This is a genomic window from Flavobacterium sp. LS1P28 (assembly GCF_003970335.1).
Lineage (GTDB): Bacteria > Bacteroidota > Bacteroidia > Flavobacteriales > Flavobacteriaceae > Flavobacterium.
Genome location: NZ_RYDI01000016.1, coordinates 50760 through 67040, shown reverse-complemented (window position 1 = coordinate 67040; position 16281 = coordinate 50760). Strand labels below are relative to the sequence as shown.

The 16281-nt window shown below is 34.1% G+C and carries 17 protein-coding genes; 5 read left to right on the top strand and 12 right to left on the bottom strand.

The genetic code is table 11. The annotated features are described in order from the left end of the window. Positions 1-3 precede the first annotated feature (3 nt). The 4 genes from rimM to EKL97_RS12225 all read left to right on the top strand — a co-directional run bounded on the left by rimM (position 4) and on the right by EKL97_RS12225 (position 3738). The gene (gene rimM / locus EKL97_RS12240) at positions 4-528 is read left to right on the top strand and encodes a ribosome maturation factor RimM (protein ID WP_126457515.1); all 525 of its coding nucleotides are present in this window, start codon (positions 4-6) and stop codon (positions 526-528) included. Between the two features lie 77 nt (positions 529-605). Next, positions 606-1313, top strand: coding sequence for a tRNA1(Val) (adenine(37)-N6)-methyltransferase (locus EKL97_RS12235; RefSeq protein WP_126454304.1), 708 nt, complete (start codon positions 606-608; stop codon positions 1311-1313). A gap of 372 nt (positions 1314-1685) precedes the next feature. After that, positions 1686-2864 carry an acyl-CoA dehydrogenase family protein gene (locus tag EKL97_RS12230; RefSeq protein ID WP_126568969.1) on the top strand — a complete coding sequence of 393 codons (1179 nt, stop codon included), beginning with the start codon at positions 1686-1688 and terminating at the stop codon, positions 2862-2864. A 91-nt stretch (positions 2865-2955) separates the two neighbouring features. Then, positions 2956-3738, top strand: coding sequence for a DUF3050 domain-containing protein (locus tag EKL97_RS12225; RefSeq protein WP_126457517.1), 783 nt, complete (start codon positions 2956-2958; stop codon positions 3736-3738). Positions 3739-3823: 85 nt separating this feature from the next. Here the strand turns inward: EKL97_RS12225 and EKL97_RS12220 are convergent, their stop codons facing one another. The 7 genes from EKL97_RS12220 to EKL97_RS12190 all read right to left on the bottom strand — a co-directional run bounded on the left by EKL97_RS12220 (position 3824) and on the right by EKL97_RS12190 (position 8551). Next, a complete protein-coding gene (locus EKL97_RS12220) occupies positions 3824-4141 on the bottom strand; it encodes a 2Fe-2S iron-sulfur cluster-binding protein (RefSeq protein WP_039110363.1) in 318 nt (105 codons plus the stop codon). Positions 4142-4315: 174 nt separating this feature from the next. Continuing rightward, a complete protein-coding gene (locus EKL97_RS12215; RefSeq protein WP_126454312.1) occupies positions 4316-4555 on the bottom strand; it encodes a NifU family protein in 240 nt (79 codons plus the stop codon). A 71-nt stretch (positions 4556-4626) separates the two neighbouring features. After that, a complete protein-coding gene (locus EKL97_RS12210; protein WP_126454314.1) occupies positions 4627-5754 on the bottom strand; it encodes an Mrp/NBP35 family ATP-binding protein in 1128 nt (375 codons plus the stop codon). A 190-nt stretch (positions 5755-5944) separates the two neighbouring features. Beyond that, positions 5945-6274: an MGMT family protein gene (locus EKL97_RS12205; RefSeq protein ID WP_126568968.1), complete on the bottom strand. Its 330-nt coding sequence runs from the start codon at positions 6272-6274 to the stop codon at positions 5945-5947. Positions 6275-6323: 49 nt separating this feature from the next. Then, positions 6324-6959, bottom strand: a complete 636-nt coding sequence (locus EKL97_RS12200) for a LysE family transporter (RefSeq protein ID WP_126457519.1) — start codon at positions 6957-6959, stop codon at positions 6324-6326. 45 nt (positions 6960-7004) lie between these two features. Then, a complete protein-coding gene (gene trmB / locus EKL97_RS12195; RefSeq protein ID WP_126568967.1) occupies positions 7005-7682 on the bottom strand; it encodes a tRNA (guanosine(46)-N7)-methyltransferase TrmB in 678 nt (225 codons plus the stop codon). Between the two features lie 359 nt (positions 7683-8041). Beyond that, positions 8042-8551 (bottom strand): nuclear transport factor 2 family protein, encoded by a 510-nt coding sequence (locus tag EKL97_RS12190; RefSeq protein WP_126568966.1) that lies wholly within the window; start codon positions 8549-8551, stop codon positions 8042-8044. 582 nt (positions 8552-9133) lie between these two features. Between EKL97_RS12190 and EKL97_RS12185 the strand changes: the two genes are divergently transcribed. Next, positions 9134-10711 (top strand): murein L,D-transpeptidase, encoded by a 1578-nt coding sequence (locus tag EKL97_RS12185; RefSeq protein WP_126568965.1) that lies wholly within the window; start codon positions 9134-9136, stop codon positions 10709-10711. A gap of 189 nt (positions 10712-10900) precedes the next feature. On the opposite strand, the gene EKL97_RS12180 is transcribed toward EKL97_RS12185, so the two are convergent. From EKL97_RS12180 to EKL97_RS12160, 5 genes are all read right to left on the bottom strand, one after another. Further along, complete coding sequence (locus EKL97_RS12180) at positions 10901-11728, bottom strand: Bro-N domain-containing protein (protein ID WP_126568964.1); 828 nt, start codon at positions 11726-11728, stop codon at positions 10901-10903. 189 nt (positions 11729-11917) lie between these two features. After that, on the bottom strand, positions 11918-12232 hold the full coding sequence (locus tag EKL97_RS12175) for an HPF/RaiA family ribosome-associated protein (RefSeq protein WP_126562155.1): 315 nt from the start codon (positions 12230-12232) through the stop codon (positions 11918-11920). 120 nt (positions 12233-12352) lie between these two features. Then, positions 12353-12622 (bottom strand): hypothetical protein, encoded by a 270-nt coding sequence (locus EKL97_RS12170; RefSeq protein ID WP_126457523.1) that lies wholly within the window; start codon positions 12620-12622, stop codon positions 12353-12355. Between the two features lie 20 nt (positions 12623-12642). Beyond that, positions 12643-15786, bottom strand: a complete 3144-nt coding sequence (locus EKL97_RS12165) for a DUF3427 domain-containing protein (protein ID WP_126457524.1) — start codon at positions 15784-15786, stop codon at positions 12643-12645. Further along, entirely contained in the window at positions 15783-16178 is a 396-nt protein-coding gene (locus tag EKL97_RS12160) for a (deoxy)nucleoside triphosphate pyrophosphohydrolase (protein ID WP_231507410.1), read from the bottom strand. The genes EKL97_RS12165 and EKL97_RS12160 overlap by 4 nt, the downstream gene beginning before the upstream one ends. Positions 16179-16281: the final 103 nt, after the last annotated feature.

Below are 16281 nucleotides of genomic sequence, written 5' to 3'. Positions count from 1 at the left end.
ACTATGCGTAAAGAAGATTGTTTCTATTTAGGTAAAATCGCTAAAAAATTTAGTTTCAAAGGGGAAATTCTAGCCTATTTAGACACGGACGAACCTGAGTTATATGAAAACTTGGAATCAGTGTTTGTTGAATGTAACAAACACTTGGTTCCTTTTTTTATTGAAAGTAGTTCGCTGCACAAAAACGATTTACTTAGAATTCGTTTTGAAGACATGACTACCGAAGAAGAGGCAGACGCCATTATAGGCAATGCCATCTACCTTCCTTTGAAGATGTTGCCGAAACTTAGCGGCAATAAATTCTATTTCCACGAAGTAATTGGTTTTGAAGTTGAAGACAAACGTCTTGGTGTTGTTGGAAAGATCGAATCCATTAATGATACTACTGCCCAACCCCTTTTTGAAGTCCTCAACGGTGATGTTGAGATTCTTATCCCCATGATTGATCTTTTCTTGGTTAAAATTGACCGTGAAAACAAAAAAGTTATCATGGATCTACCAGAAGGACTTATTGAAATGTACCTTTAAATTAGTGTTCAGTATTCAGTTTTTAGTGTTCAATTCCTCAAAAATCGTTAATCTACAATCTGAAATCAAAATTCCCTATGTTTAGTTTCAAACAATTCTCAATCCAGCAAGATCGTTGCGCCATGAAAATTGGAACCGATGGCGTTTTACTTGGTGCATGGACTCCTATTGAAAACAATCCTATTAGTATTTTAGATATTGGAGCCGGAACAGGAGTAATCGCACTAATGCTGGCACAAAGAAGTAACGCGGAACAAATTGACGCTTTGGAAATAGACGAAGAAGCGTATGAACAATCCGTAGATAATTTTGAAAACTCCCCTTGGAGTGATCGCTTATTTTGTTTTCATGCCGGTTTAGATGAATTCGTCGAAGAACCGGAAGACGAGTATGATTTAATTGTTTCCAATCCTCCATTTTATACTGATGATTACAAATCTGATAACGAACAACGTGATTTAGCCCGTTTTGCTGACGCGATGCCTTTTGAGGATTTAATCGAGGCTGCTGATTTATTGCTTTCAGAAAACGGAATATTCACAGTTATAATTCCTTTCAAAGAAGAAGAAAATTTCTTGGCTCTTGCCAAAGAATACGAATTGTATCCAATTAAAATTACACACGTAAAAGGAACTCCAACTACCGAAATTAAACGCAGTTTATTGGCCTTTAGCCGAGAAGAAAGCTCGAACTATCCCGTTGACGAATTGATTATCGAAACTGCAAGACACATTTATACTCCCGAATACATTGCATTGACTAAAGAGTTTTATATGAAGATGTAAGTCCAAAATGATTCTAAATAACACCTAAACCATTCCGTAATCTTATTTAAAACACCTTTGATCTCTGCTAAAGTTAATTTTTATTGTAATTTAGAGGAAAATACCTTTTTTAATAAAATCTCGTATATAAAAGGACTTATTTGTTAAAAAATAAGCTAAGTAATAACCATGGTATAATGTCGTATTTTAAAATCAGGATAAAATCATGTAAAAATCTGATTTAAAACTGTTTTACTTAAAGTTAATTCTTTTGACTTTACGACTTTTAAACTTTCGGCTTACTTATTTCTATTTCAAATAAAAAAATATAACATTTGTTAATGCTTTTGTTATATTTCTTTCTGTAAATTTGTTCCATAAAAATTAATAACCATGAGACCAGACTTATTTCAAGCTCCAGATTACTACAACCTTGACGATTTACTAACAGAAGAACACAAACTAGTACGTGACTCTGCTCGTGCTTGGGTAAAACGTGAAGTATCACCTATTATAGAAGAATATGCTCAAAAAGCCGAATTCCCAAAACAAATCATTAAAGGTTTGGGCGAAATAGGCGGTTTTGGTCCTTACATCCCAGAAGAATACGGCGGTGCGGGTCTAGACCAAATATCTTATGGTTTGATCATGCAAGAAATAGAACGCGGTGATTCTGGAGTTCGTTCCACTTCATCTGTACAATCTTCTTTGGTAATGTATCCTATTTGGAAGTACGGAAATGAAGAACAACGCGTAAAATATTTACCTAAGTTAGCCACTGGAGAATACATGGGCTGTTTTGGTTTAACGGAACCTAACTATGGTTCAGATCCAGGAAGTATGATTACCAACTTCAAAGATATGGGCGACCATTATTTATTGAATGGTGCCAAAATGTGGATTTCAAATGCTCCGTTTGCTGATATTGCCATTGTTTGGGCAAAAAATGAAGAAGGAAGAATTCACGGTTTAATTGTAGAACGCGGAATGGAAGGTTTTACCACTCCGGAAACGCACAACAAATGGTCGCTTCGTGCCTCATCAACTGGAGAATTGATTTTTGACAATGTGAAAGTTCCGAAAGAAAATTTATTACCCAATAAATCTGGATTAGGAGCGCCACTTGGTTGTCTGGATTCAGCACGTTACGGAATTGCCTGGGGCGCTATTGGTGCTGCCATGGATTGTTACGATACGGCTTTGCGTTATGCCAAAGAAAGAATTCAGTTTGACAAACCCATTGCAGGAACCCAATTACAACAAAAGAAATTAGCCGAAATGATTACTGAAATCACAAAAGCGCAATTATTAACATGGAGATTAGGTGTTTTAAGAAATGAAGGTAAAGCGACAACGGCCCAGATCTCAATGGCCAAAAGAAATAATGTAATGATGGCTGTGGAAATTGCCCGAGAAGCCAGACAAATACTAGGCGGAATGGGAATTACTGGAGAATATTCGATCATGCGTCACATGATGAACCTGGAATCTGTAATCACCTATGAAGGGACGCACGATATACACTTGTTAATTACCGGTATGGACATCACTGGAATTCCTGCTTTCAAGTAGTGGTAAACAGTTATTAAACTATTAATAAAATTGATAATAAAAGCTTCTTGATACCAAGAAGCTTTTTTATATTTACACAAAAATACTCTTTATGAATATCCAAACCATCAACAATAGTATTCAGCCTCAAAAAGAACTGTTGTTACACCATCCTTTATATAAAAAAGTAAAAACTATTGAGGATTTACAATGTTTTCTAGAAAATCATATTTATGCTGTTTGGGATTTCATGTCTTTATTAAAAGCATTACAATCCAAATTAACTTGTACAACAACACCCTGGTTTGCAACGGAAAATCCACAAACCAGATATTTAATAAACGAAATTGTCCTTGCTGAAGAATCTGACTTAACATTAGACGGACGCCGTTTGAGTCATTATGAAATGTATATTGAAGCCATGCAATCCTGTGGAGCAAATACTGAAGGTATTGAACATTTTTTAACTGAAGTAGATTCCCTTCAAAACATATTTGTCGCTATAAAAACCAGCACTTTACACCCCAATATTAAAGCATTCCTGGATTTCACATTCAGGGTTATTGAGGAAGGGAAATCCCATGAAATTGCAGCGGCTTTTACTTTTGGAAGAGAAGATTTGATACCGAGTATGTTTACCGCTATTTTGAAAAATTTTCAGGAGAATTTCCCTGAAACGGATTTGAGCAAACTGATTTATTATTTTGAAAGACACATCGAATTGGATGCGGATGAACATGGGCCAATGGCGATGAAAATGATAACAGAACTTTGCGGTACAGATGCTCAAAAATGGTCTGATGTTGAGGAAGTATCAAAATTAGCTTTAGAGAAACGCATTGGTCTTTGGGACGCCATCGAAGAAACTATCCTAATGAATGTTGAATTGGCATAAAACTAATACTTTCAAATAACGCAACACTTCTTTAGAAAATACCCTTAAAAAAAGCATCTTGTTTTAGTAACAAGATGCTTTTTTATTAATTTTCAGGAGCCAATTCGAGTTCTAATCCCTCGAGGCTTTCGGTAATTGGGATCTGACAGCCCAAACGACTGTTTGCTTTTACATAAAAGGCTTCTGAAAGCATTGCTTCTTCATCATCGCCCATTTCTGGCAAGGCAACATCATTAAGAACATAACATTGACAGGAAGCACACATGGCCATACCGCCGCAGGTTCCTTCTACAGGAAGCTCATAGGCTTTGCATAATTCCATGATATTCATGGCCATATCCGTGGGAGCCTGTAACTCATGCACGACTCCTTCTCGATCTTTTATTTTTATTAATACATCCATATGATTGTGGGTGTTTGGTTTTAGGCAATCGGTGTTGGTTATTAAATACGGACTGCGTGAGGGATAGAAGCTGGCTACCGAAGTAGCGCGGATAGCCCGACCGTTTTAAGAAAAAAGGCCTATACCCGTTAAAACAAGTAGCCTTTTTTCTTAAAAGGGGCACGCCCTGTTAATTTATAGGATATTTACAACAGTTTCTATTTGTGGTGCAAACTTTTTGATGGTTGTTTCTACTCCGGCACGCAATGTCATTTGATTTACGCTGCAACTGGTACAGGCTCCTTCGAGACGCACTTTTACGTGTTTCCCGTCCTCTATGGAAATAAGGGTAATGTCACCACCATCTGAATTCAAAAAAGGTCTTATTTCTTCTAGCGCTTTTTGAACTTCTAGGGTTAATTGTTCTGTTGTCATTGTCTTTGTTTAAAGATTCAAAAGATTAGAAAATTGAACGATTGAAAATTATTTTCATGCGTTCTAATTTTTTATTTTTTTACTGCGGAACAACCTGCCATAGTTGTAATTTTCACAGCTTCGGTAGCAGGTAAATTTTTATTTCTGTTGACGGTTTCCTGCACTACATTTTTTGTGATTTCCTCAAAAACTGTTTCGATAACTGAACCGGTTTGCATGGCTGCAGGACGACCGTAATCACCTGCTTCCCGAATCGATTGTACGATGGGCACTTCACCAAGGAATGGAACATCTAAGTCTTCGGCAAGATTCCTGGCCCCTTCTTTTCCAAAGATATAGTATTTGTTTTCAGGCAATTCTTCCGGTGTAAAATACGCCATGTTTTCTATAATTCCTAAAACTGGTACATTTATAGCTTCTGAGAGGAACATTGAAACTCCTTTTTTGGCATCGGCCAAAGCTACGGCCTGAGGAGTACTTACGATGACAACTCCTGTAATTGGCAAGGATTGCACGATAGAAAGGTGGATATCTCCTGTTCCTGGTGGCAAATCGACTAACATAAAATCTAATTCCCCCCAATCTGCATCAAATATCATTTGGTTCAAGGCTTTAGAAGCCATGGGCCCTCGCCATATTACTGCTTGACTTGGTGCTGTAAAAAATCCTATCGAAAGAATTTTTACCTCATAACTTTCTACGGGCTTCATTTTTGATTTTCCGTCAACCATGACAGAAATGGGCTTTTCACTTTCTACGTCGAACATAATAGGCATGGACGGACCATAAATATCCGCATCTAGAATCCCTACTGAAAATCCCATTTTAGCTAATGATACTGCAAGATTTGCAGTAACGGTAGATTTACCTACACCGCCTTTACCAGAGGCTACTCCGATAATATTTTTTATACCTGGAATTTGTTTCCCTTTGATTTCCGGTTTGTCCGGCACTTCCACTTTACTATTAATTTTGATTTTAGCCTCCGGAGATACTAATTCAAGAATTGTTTTTCTGATGTCGTCTTCCGCACGTTTTTTGATGTGCATTGCTGGGGTATGTAATACTAGATCTACCACTACTTCATCGCCAAAAGTGACTACGTTTGCAATTGCTCCGCTTTCAACCATATTTTTCCCTTCTCCGGCTATAGTAATTGTTTCTAAGGCTTTAAGAATTTCTTTTCTTTCTAATTTCATTTTTAGTTTACTGTTTCTATTGGCTTATACCACCAGAATATTATCTTTATTTAAACTGATTTCAGATTACAAAGATACTATGAAAAGTTCTTATTATAAAGGATTTGCATCGCATTTATTGATGCACAGATTGCTGGTCGTTATTGGGTATTTGTTGAGATTAGAACCCCGGAATCTGAACTATTATAAATCATTCTGTCCTGACTTCCGGTTGCCAAAAATATTTTTCTAAATCTACAATTTGATTGTTGGTCACGATTATCCCCTCGCTTTCCAATAATTGCTGCATCAGATTGGTGCCGTCAAAATGTAATTTCCCCGTGAGCAAACCGTTCCTGTTGACTACACGGTGTGCCGGAACATCCTCAAAACCATGGGAGGCATTCATTGCCCAGCCTACCATTCTGGCAGAGCGTGCCGTTCCTAAGGCCTTTGCAATAGCGCCATACGAAGTAACCTTACCGTATGGAATTTGCCTGACGATGTCATACACGCGTTCAAAAAAAGTATCGTTTGACATGATTTTAAATCTAGTGAAAAAAGGTTTTATGGGAGACCCGGTGAGCCAATTACCCCATATAATAACGGACAATATTAATCAAAGTAACTAATGATATAAACCCGGTTATGCTACCAATAATTGTATTCATGTTTCGCATAATATAATCCGACTTCTCTTGTATTTTTTGAAAAAAAGTAATATACAAATAAAACCCCAAAAAAGAGCCCAACACCACTCCTGTCACAAAAACAAAAACATTTGAAAAATCAAACAGAAACAAATTATAAGAAGCCAAAGTAATGCTTGCAAAAACATAATAAGGGATAGGGAAAAAGTTAAGAGAGGAGAGCAAAACTCCTAAGAAAAAACGAGTGGAAGTACTCTTCTTTTTTATTTTGCCTTTTTTAATTTTGGGGGTTTTAGCAACCAACAAAAAAAAAATAGTCAACGCAGTAAAGATGACAAATCCTACTTCTCGCAATAAAACAATCACATCCGGGCGCACTTCGATAAATTGTGCAAATAAAATAGCGAGATAGGCTTGTACAAAAATTACGATTACTGCTCCCAAAACAAACCAAAAAGCGCTTTTCTTCCCTTCTTTCAGATTTACTTTAGCAGCTGTCATATTGAGAAGTCCCGGGGGAGTAATCCCCACAAAGGCAGTAACAAAACCCAAAAACAAGGAAGTGATTAAATTCATAAGCAAACGGTACCAGTATTCAAAAAAACAATCCCAAATATAAAACTATTCTTTAATTTTAAATCGAATATACGTAATTGCTTTATTAACTTCCAAATATTGTTTTTCATAAAATGTCTGAAAAGCAGTTACTTCCTCGGGACTTCCTTCATTTACATACACATTATGATTGGCATATAAAACTTCGTGCCCTTCGCCATGCAGCAAACCTAAGGTATATCCATGCATGAATTCACTGTCTGTTTTAAGATTTACAATACCGTCTTTTTTAAGTACTTTTTTATACAATTGCAAAAACTCGGAATTTGTCATTCTGTGTTTGGTCCGTTTGTATTTTATTTGGGGATCGGGAAAAGTAATCCAGATTTCGTCTACTTCATTTTCATCAAAAATATGATTGATCAATTCGATCTGAGTTCTAATGAAAGCCACATTATGCAATCCGGTATCCACAGCCGTTTTAGCACCACGCCAGAAACGCGCGCCTTTGATATCAATTCCGATAAAGTTTTTATTGGGATACCTTTCTGCCAGTCCTACTGAATATTCTCCTTTCCCACAGCCTAGTTCCAGCACCAATGGATTTTCATTTTTGAAAAATTCTGTATTCCATTTCCCTTTCAACGAAAATAAATCACCTACTACTTCTTCCCTCGTTGGTTGAAAAACGTTGTTGAATGTCTCGTTTTCCTTGAATCTTTTTAATTTGTTTTTGCTTCCCACTTTTTTAGAATATTTCGGCAAAATTAAGGAAATATATCAGACGGAGCGAACTAGGGACCAAAAAATGAAAAACGATTTAAAAACAACATTTAATGCACCCTTTAAACTATTATTTAATTAAAGATGGCTTTTAAACAACAGTACATTTTATGAAGAAATTTCAAACTAAGTAATGACTAAAATTTAATGTCATATTTTAATAAAGCACTAAATTTCTTTGCCACAGATTAGCACAGATTAATTCGTTATGTAATTTTAAAAATCTTTTTAATCCTTACAATCTGTGGCAAAAACTCTTTTTAATAATTGCGACAATATATCTTTCTTGCTACTTAAGAATAAAACAAGAGCTAAAAATTTTATTGCTTTGCTTGTAATTTTTTGATCATCGCATCTTCGATAAAAGTTTTAACTTTAATCACTTCACCTGAATTATCATTTGGGATTGTCATAGACAAAACGTATTGCTTTATTTTCCATTTTTGCCCTATTTTGACTAACACGCCTGAGCCGCGACAAATTTTCATTTGAGTATTCAGTAATTCATCAAACCAAGCTATTTTACCTGTTTTGTCAAAATGAATATGACGTTCTAAAGCTGTAAAACTCCATGCTTTTCCTTTATCGAAATGTGGTTTTGCATAGGCCTGAAAAGCTGTTTTATTCCAAATCTCTGTTGCATCAGTACCTATAAAAATTGCATCATCTGACATCAAGCCGAAGTATGCGTCATAATTAGCATCTGCAGCAGCTTTATGCCAAGTATCTAATGTAACATTGATTTCGTTTTTCGAATCGCTTTGTTTTACCATCACACTTTTACAACTAGACATGGTTATTACTATCAAAAAAGCTAGTAGTTTTTTCATTTCATTCGGTATTTATTTATGGTTTTTTATTCCATCTTATTTTTATTTTTCGATCAACAGCTACTGGTCTCCTCGTAGTCCTTTTCTGTTTGAATTACAAGGTAGCATAAAAACATCCGATATAGCAATGAATAGCTCGAAACTAATTATTCAAACAACTGAAAGTCATTTGAGATCCAAACCACAAGGCCCAAAATACGTAAAGCAATAGCTCTATTTTTTGTAAAGTGGTTTTGTTGATTCATAGAACGCAGCCGAAAGAAATAATTTAGACTAAATATCACAAAAATACACCTTTACCCTTTTGAAATAAAACTTAGAATATTTCCTTAATTCCTTTCATAATTTTTGGATTTTGACAATCCTATTTGATTTCAACTTTAGTTTTAGAAACAAAAAAAATACCGTAACCAATTGATTAAAAGATTATTGAATATAATTTATTTTTAATCTAGACACTTCAATTACAAATCTGATTTCAAACTAAAAAGAACCGCCCAACCCAAGGCGGTATTACACATCGAGTTTTGACGTATTTTTGTATTGTTTAGACAGTAAAATGTAAGATTTAAAGTTAAGATTATGAGAAAGTTAAGCACCTCCATACTACTTATTATTTTTGCACTACTATTTACCCTCGTTTCCTGTAAAAAGAAAGATGTAAATGACACTAAAAAGGAAACGAGTTTAAATACCGTTGCAGTTGCTTTTGACAGTACACAAATCAAAACGTTTTTTGAAAAATATCCTAAACTGCAGCCTTACCAAACAGACGTAGAAAAGTTATACCGCAAGCATCAGTTTCATTACATCTGGTTTGACAAGGATGGCCTATATGAATTTGCAGGTTTATTATACAACAAAGTGAATAATCTGACGCAGGAAGGAATTGAAACTGCGATTCCGTACAAGGAAAAACTAGATGACATTTATGACAATCCAGAAGACAATCAAAAAGCAAGTATCGATACTGAGTTGTTGAGTTCTGCGTTATACTTCTTTTATGCGGATAAAGTATATGATGGGATCGATACTCAAAAATCGAAGGATTTAGAGTGGTTTTTGCCTCGAAAAAAACAATCGTATGGCGATTATCTGGATTCACTATTGATCAATCCATCGTTAATTCACAAAGACGAAAAAGGCGTATTGAAACAGTATTACCTCCTTAAAGCTGTACTGCAGGAATACCGCAAAATAGAAACTAAAGGTGGATGGAAAACCACTGAATTAGACCCAAGTGTAAAATCCTATAAACCCGGAGACAGTGCCACTGCCATTGCACAAATCAGAACACGTTTGTTTGTCACGGATGATCTTGCCAGAGATTCTAAAAGTGCCGTATATGATGCTGAATTAGCGGCTGGAGTATTGAAATTCAAAAAGAGAAGTGGCAATCTACTGAACAAAACGATACTTCCGGAACACATCCGCTACATGAATGTATCTGTTGCAGACCGCATCAAAACTGTGATGGTCAATATGGAACGCTGCCGATGGATTTCGAATAATATTACCAAATCCAAGGAATTAATCGTGGTGAATATTCCGGCCTATGAACTGACTTTTTTAAGAGATGGGAAACCAGAATTACGCTCCAAGGTTGTGGTAGGAAAAGCCATGCATAAAACCGTAATTTTTAGTGCGCCAATGCAGTACATTGTATTCAGACCGTATTGGAACGTGCCGGCAAGTATTCTCAAAAAAGAGATTCTTCCTGCCATTGAAAAGAATCCCAATTACTTGGCCGAGCACGACATGGAATGGAAAGACAATTACGTGAGACAAAGACCCGGACCGGAGAACTCCTTGGGATTAGTCAAGTTTTTATTTCCCAATTCGAATGCGATTTATTTGCATGATACGCCATCCAAAAGTTTATTTGGGAAGGAAGACCGCGCGTTCAGCCACGGATGCATACGTGTGGCCAAGCCAAAAGAACTTGCTGCGATGATTATGAAGAACGATAAAAAATGGAATCCTGCAAAGATAGAAACCGCGATGAATGGCGAAGAGGAATACTGGTACACGCTTAAAAACAAAATCCCAGTATACATTGGTTATTTCACCGCTTGGGTTGATGCGGAAGGTGTGGTTCATTTTTATGAGGATGTGTATAAAAGAGACGAAGCTTTAGCAAACTTACTGTTTGATAAGTAAAATTTATTTTGTTTTAAATAATCTTAAACCCACAAATGCGCAAATTAAACATGTCGAATCTGTATCAATAATTTGCGAAGTTGTGGTAAATGTTTTTAAAAACCGAAAGTGAAATACACTAAAAAAATCGTTTAAAACTAAATTTGAGACTAACTTAGAACTAGTATTTTATCCTGTCTATTGTTTGAACTATTCTTTTAATTTATTCTTTTCCTCTTTTAAAACTTTAGCATTTTGTGAGCTAACAATTTTTTTGCCCGTTTGTGCTTCTATTTGCTTTCTGGTATCGCCGGCAATTTCACCACCTTTTCGGGCAATTTTTTTATTATCTGCAAAGGTTTTATGATTGTTTTCTTTGCTAATTTCTGTTGTGGTTGCTTCTGCTAACATATTTAATACCAATTCTAAATTGGTCATATTATCTCTTAGATTTTCTTTTTTCAAACCTTTTAAATCCTTGTATTGTTTTACCGTGTTCCCACTCCAAGCTTGCGTAATTATATCGGTAAGTGAAGCAAATTGCTGTCCTTTCTTAACACCTCTATTTTCCCATTCATCGGTGAGTTCTTTTCTAACTTCGATGCTTTTCAGCCGCTGATTAATCCAGGCAGTGCTGTACCCTAGTGTCAAATAATTTTCCATAGCACGATCAATCGCCTTTTCAGGATCTTGACTTTCTTCTATCCGTTCGTAGCCTATTTTAGCTAGCCATTGTTTAAAAGGCTCTGCTTTTGGCGAAGGAATAGATTGAATCAAACGGAATAGTTGCTCTGTATCTGCCACATCCGTTTGTCTCATTTTGCCATCAGGAGCTACCATTTTCAAACCGTTACAATTTGTAACGGTTTCATTTCCTTCAGCCAAAAGTCGTTTTTTTAAAACTCGCCAATACACTTGTGGATTATTACTATCTGTTAAAGCGGCAATAATATCTACAATCGAAAAAAACCACTTCTCTTGTTCGTTATCCCAAGAGGAACGGATTTTTTGGCTTTCAAATAATTTTATGTTTTCCATTATTTTATTCTATAAATTTCATTTTCTCAAATTGCAACTTTTCAACGCCTTTCGGTATTAAATTGAAAGTACTAATTTACTGCTAAAATTATTAAAACCACTATCCAAATTCTAAAGAATCTCAACCAAAAAAAAGGACACTATCCTATAGAGACAGTGTCCTTTTTTTGTTTGCCAAATGGCAACTATTTAATGAGTTTTCTTTTTTTCGAAAGTTGTTTCCAACACTTTTTTAATTTTGTCTAAGGCACCATGAAATGCTTTTTCGGTAGTATCAGCATGATTGGTAACTGCTACAGGCTGCATATTTATAGGTCGGGCTTCAATCAAGCATCGTTTGTCGTTGAAACCACCTTTATCACTGTTCTCGTCACCAAGGTGTACTTCTAAACGGGTTACTTTATCTTCAAAACGCACCAAAGCCGTTCCCAATTCCTCGGTAATATACGCTTTCAAACGTGCGTGTCCTTCTACATTGTTGTCTGTGTTGATTTGTACTGTCATGTTTTTATTAATTTAATGTTGTCTTTCAAATTTACCCATTGCAGTATGAAAAAACGAACCAATTAATAAAACATTGTGAAAAGAAAAAAGTGAAATTGTGGAGTTAAGGAAGGGAATGGATTATCCATTTTCTAAATAATCATAAATAAAGTCATTCTCGGTTTCAGACTCTGAATCAAATTTCATTACAAACCTAGAAGTTAGTTTTTCTATCCAATTTTCAATTTCTTGTTTTGAATTTAGAGTATCCAAAAAAAGCAACTGTGAATTTTCTTCAGAAAAATTATCATCAAAGAACATAGTAATGTCAGCTTTGAAAGTGTCAGCATAATTCTCTTCTGTTTGATTGAGAAGTTGCTCTAAGTATTCGATTTTTGCAAGTAGTGTCATTACTATAAAATTTAAATTAATTATCCAATTGACATTTTTGCAGATTCTTTCCAAAGATAATTTGGCATTGGCTCACTAAGTTCCCATTTAATACTCATTGGTTTTGAACCTTCGGTTTCTATAAAATTTGCTTCTCCAATAAAAACATAACCAAGAGTATTTCCGTTTATGTCATTTGATTTTTCTCGTACAAAGAGTAATATCTTTTTATTCAATTCACCATGATTTATATATGACAATCCTTTGCCTGTTTCAGGACCATAAGCGTTGTGTGATTGCCAGTGAAATAAAGTTTCACTGATTGCATAATCATCATACATTGTTGTTGGAGAAAAATTTTCTTCTGATTTAATTAAATTTATAAAGAGAATTTCGGTATTTAACTTCTTATTTTCGGCCGCTCCTTCTCTATTAGATGACTTTTTATCAAATGAACTTAAACCGAAAGCTACTAATATTTGATCTCTTGTATAACGCGCGTGTAATTTTAATGGTTGATTATAAGGTAATTCAATATCAATTTCTTTAAAACCAATTTTATCAATCAATATTTCTAAAACTTCAATAATCTCTTTTACTAAAACTTTATTATTGTTAATCGCTTTAATACTTTTTTCTAAAGATTCAAAACCTCCAGCACTTTGCCAAACATCATAATGTAGCATTAACAACATAGCTTTTCCATTCTCATCGAAATCATTACAATTAATTTCAAATCCTTGCTTGGCTATTTTAAGGATAAAATTAAAATAACTTGTTGAGTTTGTAGAAAGCCACTTATTGCTTATTGCAGAATAAATTTGTTTTTCATTAATGTTCTCAAAATCTTCAATTACTCCGGCTCTTTGACATAATCTTAACCAAGTTTCTTTTTTAGAGTAAATTGTTTCAATTGGAATGTGATAAAATTCTACGAAATTCTTTAAAGTTAAGTCTAAATTAGCGTGATGCTGAAAATTTATAATTTTATTGACTAACTGTTTTACATTTAATGATGTTGCTTTTTTTATGTTTTCAAGAATATTTTCTTTTGTTTTCTTCTCTAAAACTATTGAACATCCCAAAGGTAAATGTGGAAAATCATCTTCTATTTCTTTTTGAACCGAGGTTGTTGTTTTTCCAATTAACGCCCTAAACTTACTTTCAAAATCATATTCAGGTCTAGAATTTCCAACAAAATCTAGAACTGTCAAACAATCTTTTCCTTCTGATAAACGCAATCCACGTCCTAATTGTTGAAGAAAAACCGTCAAACTTTCCGTTGGTCTTAGAAACAAAACTGTATCAATTTCAGGAATATCAACACCTTCATTAAAAATATCAACAACAAATAAATAATTGAATTCTTTTTTCTTGAATTGCTCCCTAATTCTATCACGTTCACTTGAGTTTTTAGCCGTTAAACATTCTGCTTTTAATCCTGCTAAATTAAATTTTTCAGCCATAAATGAGGCATGTTCAATTGTTACACAAAATCCAATTGCACGAACTTCATTTAAATCATTTGTATACTTATCAAGGTTGCTAATTATCTCTCCAACTCGAATATTGTTTTTAGTATATAAACTAGTCAATTCACTTGCTACATACTTCCCTTTCTCCCATTTCACATTTGTTAAATCTATACTGTCTGTGATTCCAAAATACTGAAATGGGCTTAATAATTTTTTGTTTAATGCTTCTGGAAGTCTAATTTCAGCAGCGATACGATTACAGAAATCTTCTAATATGTTTTCATTATCCATTCTTTCAGGAGTTGCTGTCAATCCCAATAAAACTTTTGGTCTGAAATAATTTATTATTGGTCTATAAGTCGATGCCGAAATATGATGCACTTCATCAACAATTATAAAGTCATAATATTCGGGAGTTAGAGTAATATCTTTTAATCTGTTATTTAAAGTTTGAACCGAAGCAAAAACATATTCATTAGAACTTGGTTCCATTCCATCAACCCATAAATCTCCAAAATTATTATCTTTTAAAACTCCTTGAAATGTGGCTTTTGCTTGTTGCAAAATTTCTTTTCTATGAGCCACAAAAAGCAACTTTGATGATTTATTATTACTTCTAAAGTTTTTATAATCAAATGCAGAAACAACTGTTTTTCCAGTTCCTGTAGCGGCAACTAAAAGATTTCTATATCTATTATGAACCGTTCTTTCAACTTCTAATTTTTCAAGTATTTCACTCTGATAATGAAACGGTTTAATATCAAAATACGATGTTGTAAAAGTATATTCTTTTGAAAACTTTCCTTGTTTTAAAGCTTCGACTAATTTAACAGAATGAATATTTTGATCATATAATTCAAATTCTGAATTTTGCCAATATGCTTCAAATGTTTTCTTAAACTTGTCAATAATATGCCCTACTTCTTTCGTTGTTACTTTTAAATTCCATTCTAAACCATCAGTTAAAGCCGAACGGGAAAAATTAGAAGAACCGATATATGCTGTATGAAAACCCGTATTTCTTCGAAACAAATAGGCTTTTGCATGTAATCTTTCATTACCCGTATTGTATGAAACTTTTACTTCTGTATTTTCTAAAGAAGCTAAAAACTCTACCGCTTTAGCATCTGTAGCTCCAATGTACGTAGTTGTAATCACTCTTAATTTCCCGCCTCTTTCTGTAAATTCTCTAAGTTCACTCTCTAGAATTCTAATTCCTTTCCATTTGATAAAAGAAACTAATAAGTCAATTCTATCTGAAGATAAAATCTCTTTTCTCAATTCGCTTTCAAGAGTTGTTCCTGAATTTCCACCTGTAAAAAGTTCACTATGAATCAATCTTGTGTAAGGAGTAATTTCTTTTAAATGCAAATCCAAATCAGTGAAATGAGCATCCACTTTTGTAAAAACAGCTTTTAGAATTTTACCTTCTGTTTCTATTAAATCATCCTCAAACTCTTCTTTTTTTAATTCTTCTTTCAGAAATAAAATAATTTTATTAGCAATCTCTATTTGTGTCTCTACAACATCATCACCCTTAATTAAAGTAAAAGCATGTTTAATTGTTTTACCGATATGTTGCGATAATAATTGAGCGGCTTCGGCTTTATCTATTGAAGTTTTCTTAACCTGAAAAGTATCTTTATCTAATTCGTTTATTTTATAGTTGATTAGCTTAGTAACTAATTCCTCATACAGTCCTTGGTTCATAATTCGAGTTTTAAAAATTCTTCAACGATTGGCAAATCTGCTTCTGCCCAATCAAGACTTAATAGTTCTACTTTTTCTAATAACTTGTAATCTTTATGCTCTGCCAATCTAATTTCACCATGAATATATTTTGCTATAAAAGGAATTAAATTAATTTTAAAAGCTCCATAATCATAAATACTACTGGAAAGCTTTTTTACAACTTCAATATCTATGTTTATCTCCTCTTTAATTTCTCTTTTAACACAATTTATTTCAGTCTCGTTTTCTTCTAACTTTCCTCCTGGAAATTCCCATTTCAAAGGCAATTTCATTTTATCACTGCGCTGAGCAACTAAAATTTTATTCTCAATTAAGATAATAGCACAAGTGACGTTTATGATGTTTAACATTTTATGAATAATTAACAAGAGTAATGTTTAATTTGTACGAAAGATAGTTAGTTTTTATATCACTATTTTAAAATAAAAGCTAACTGATAAAAAAACGCTACTC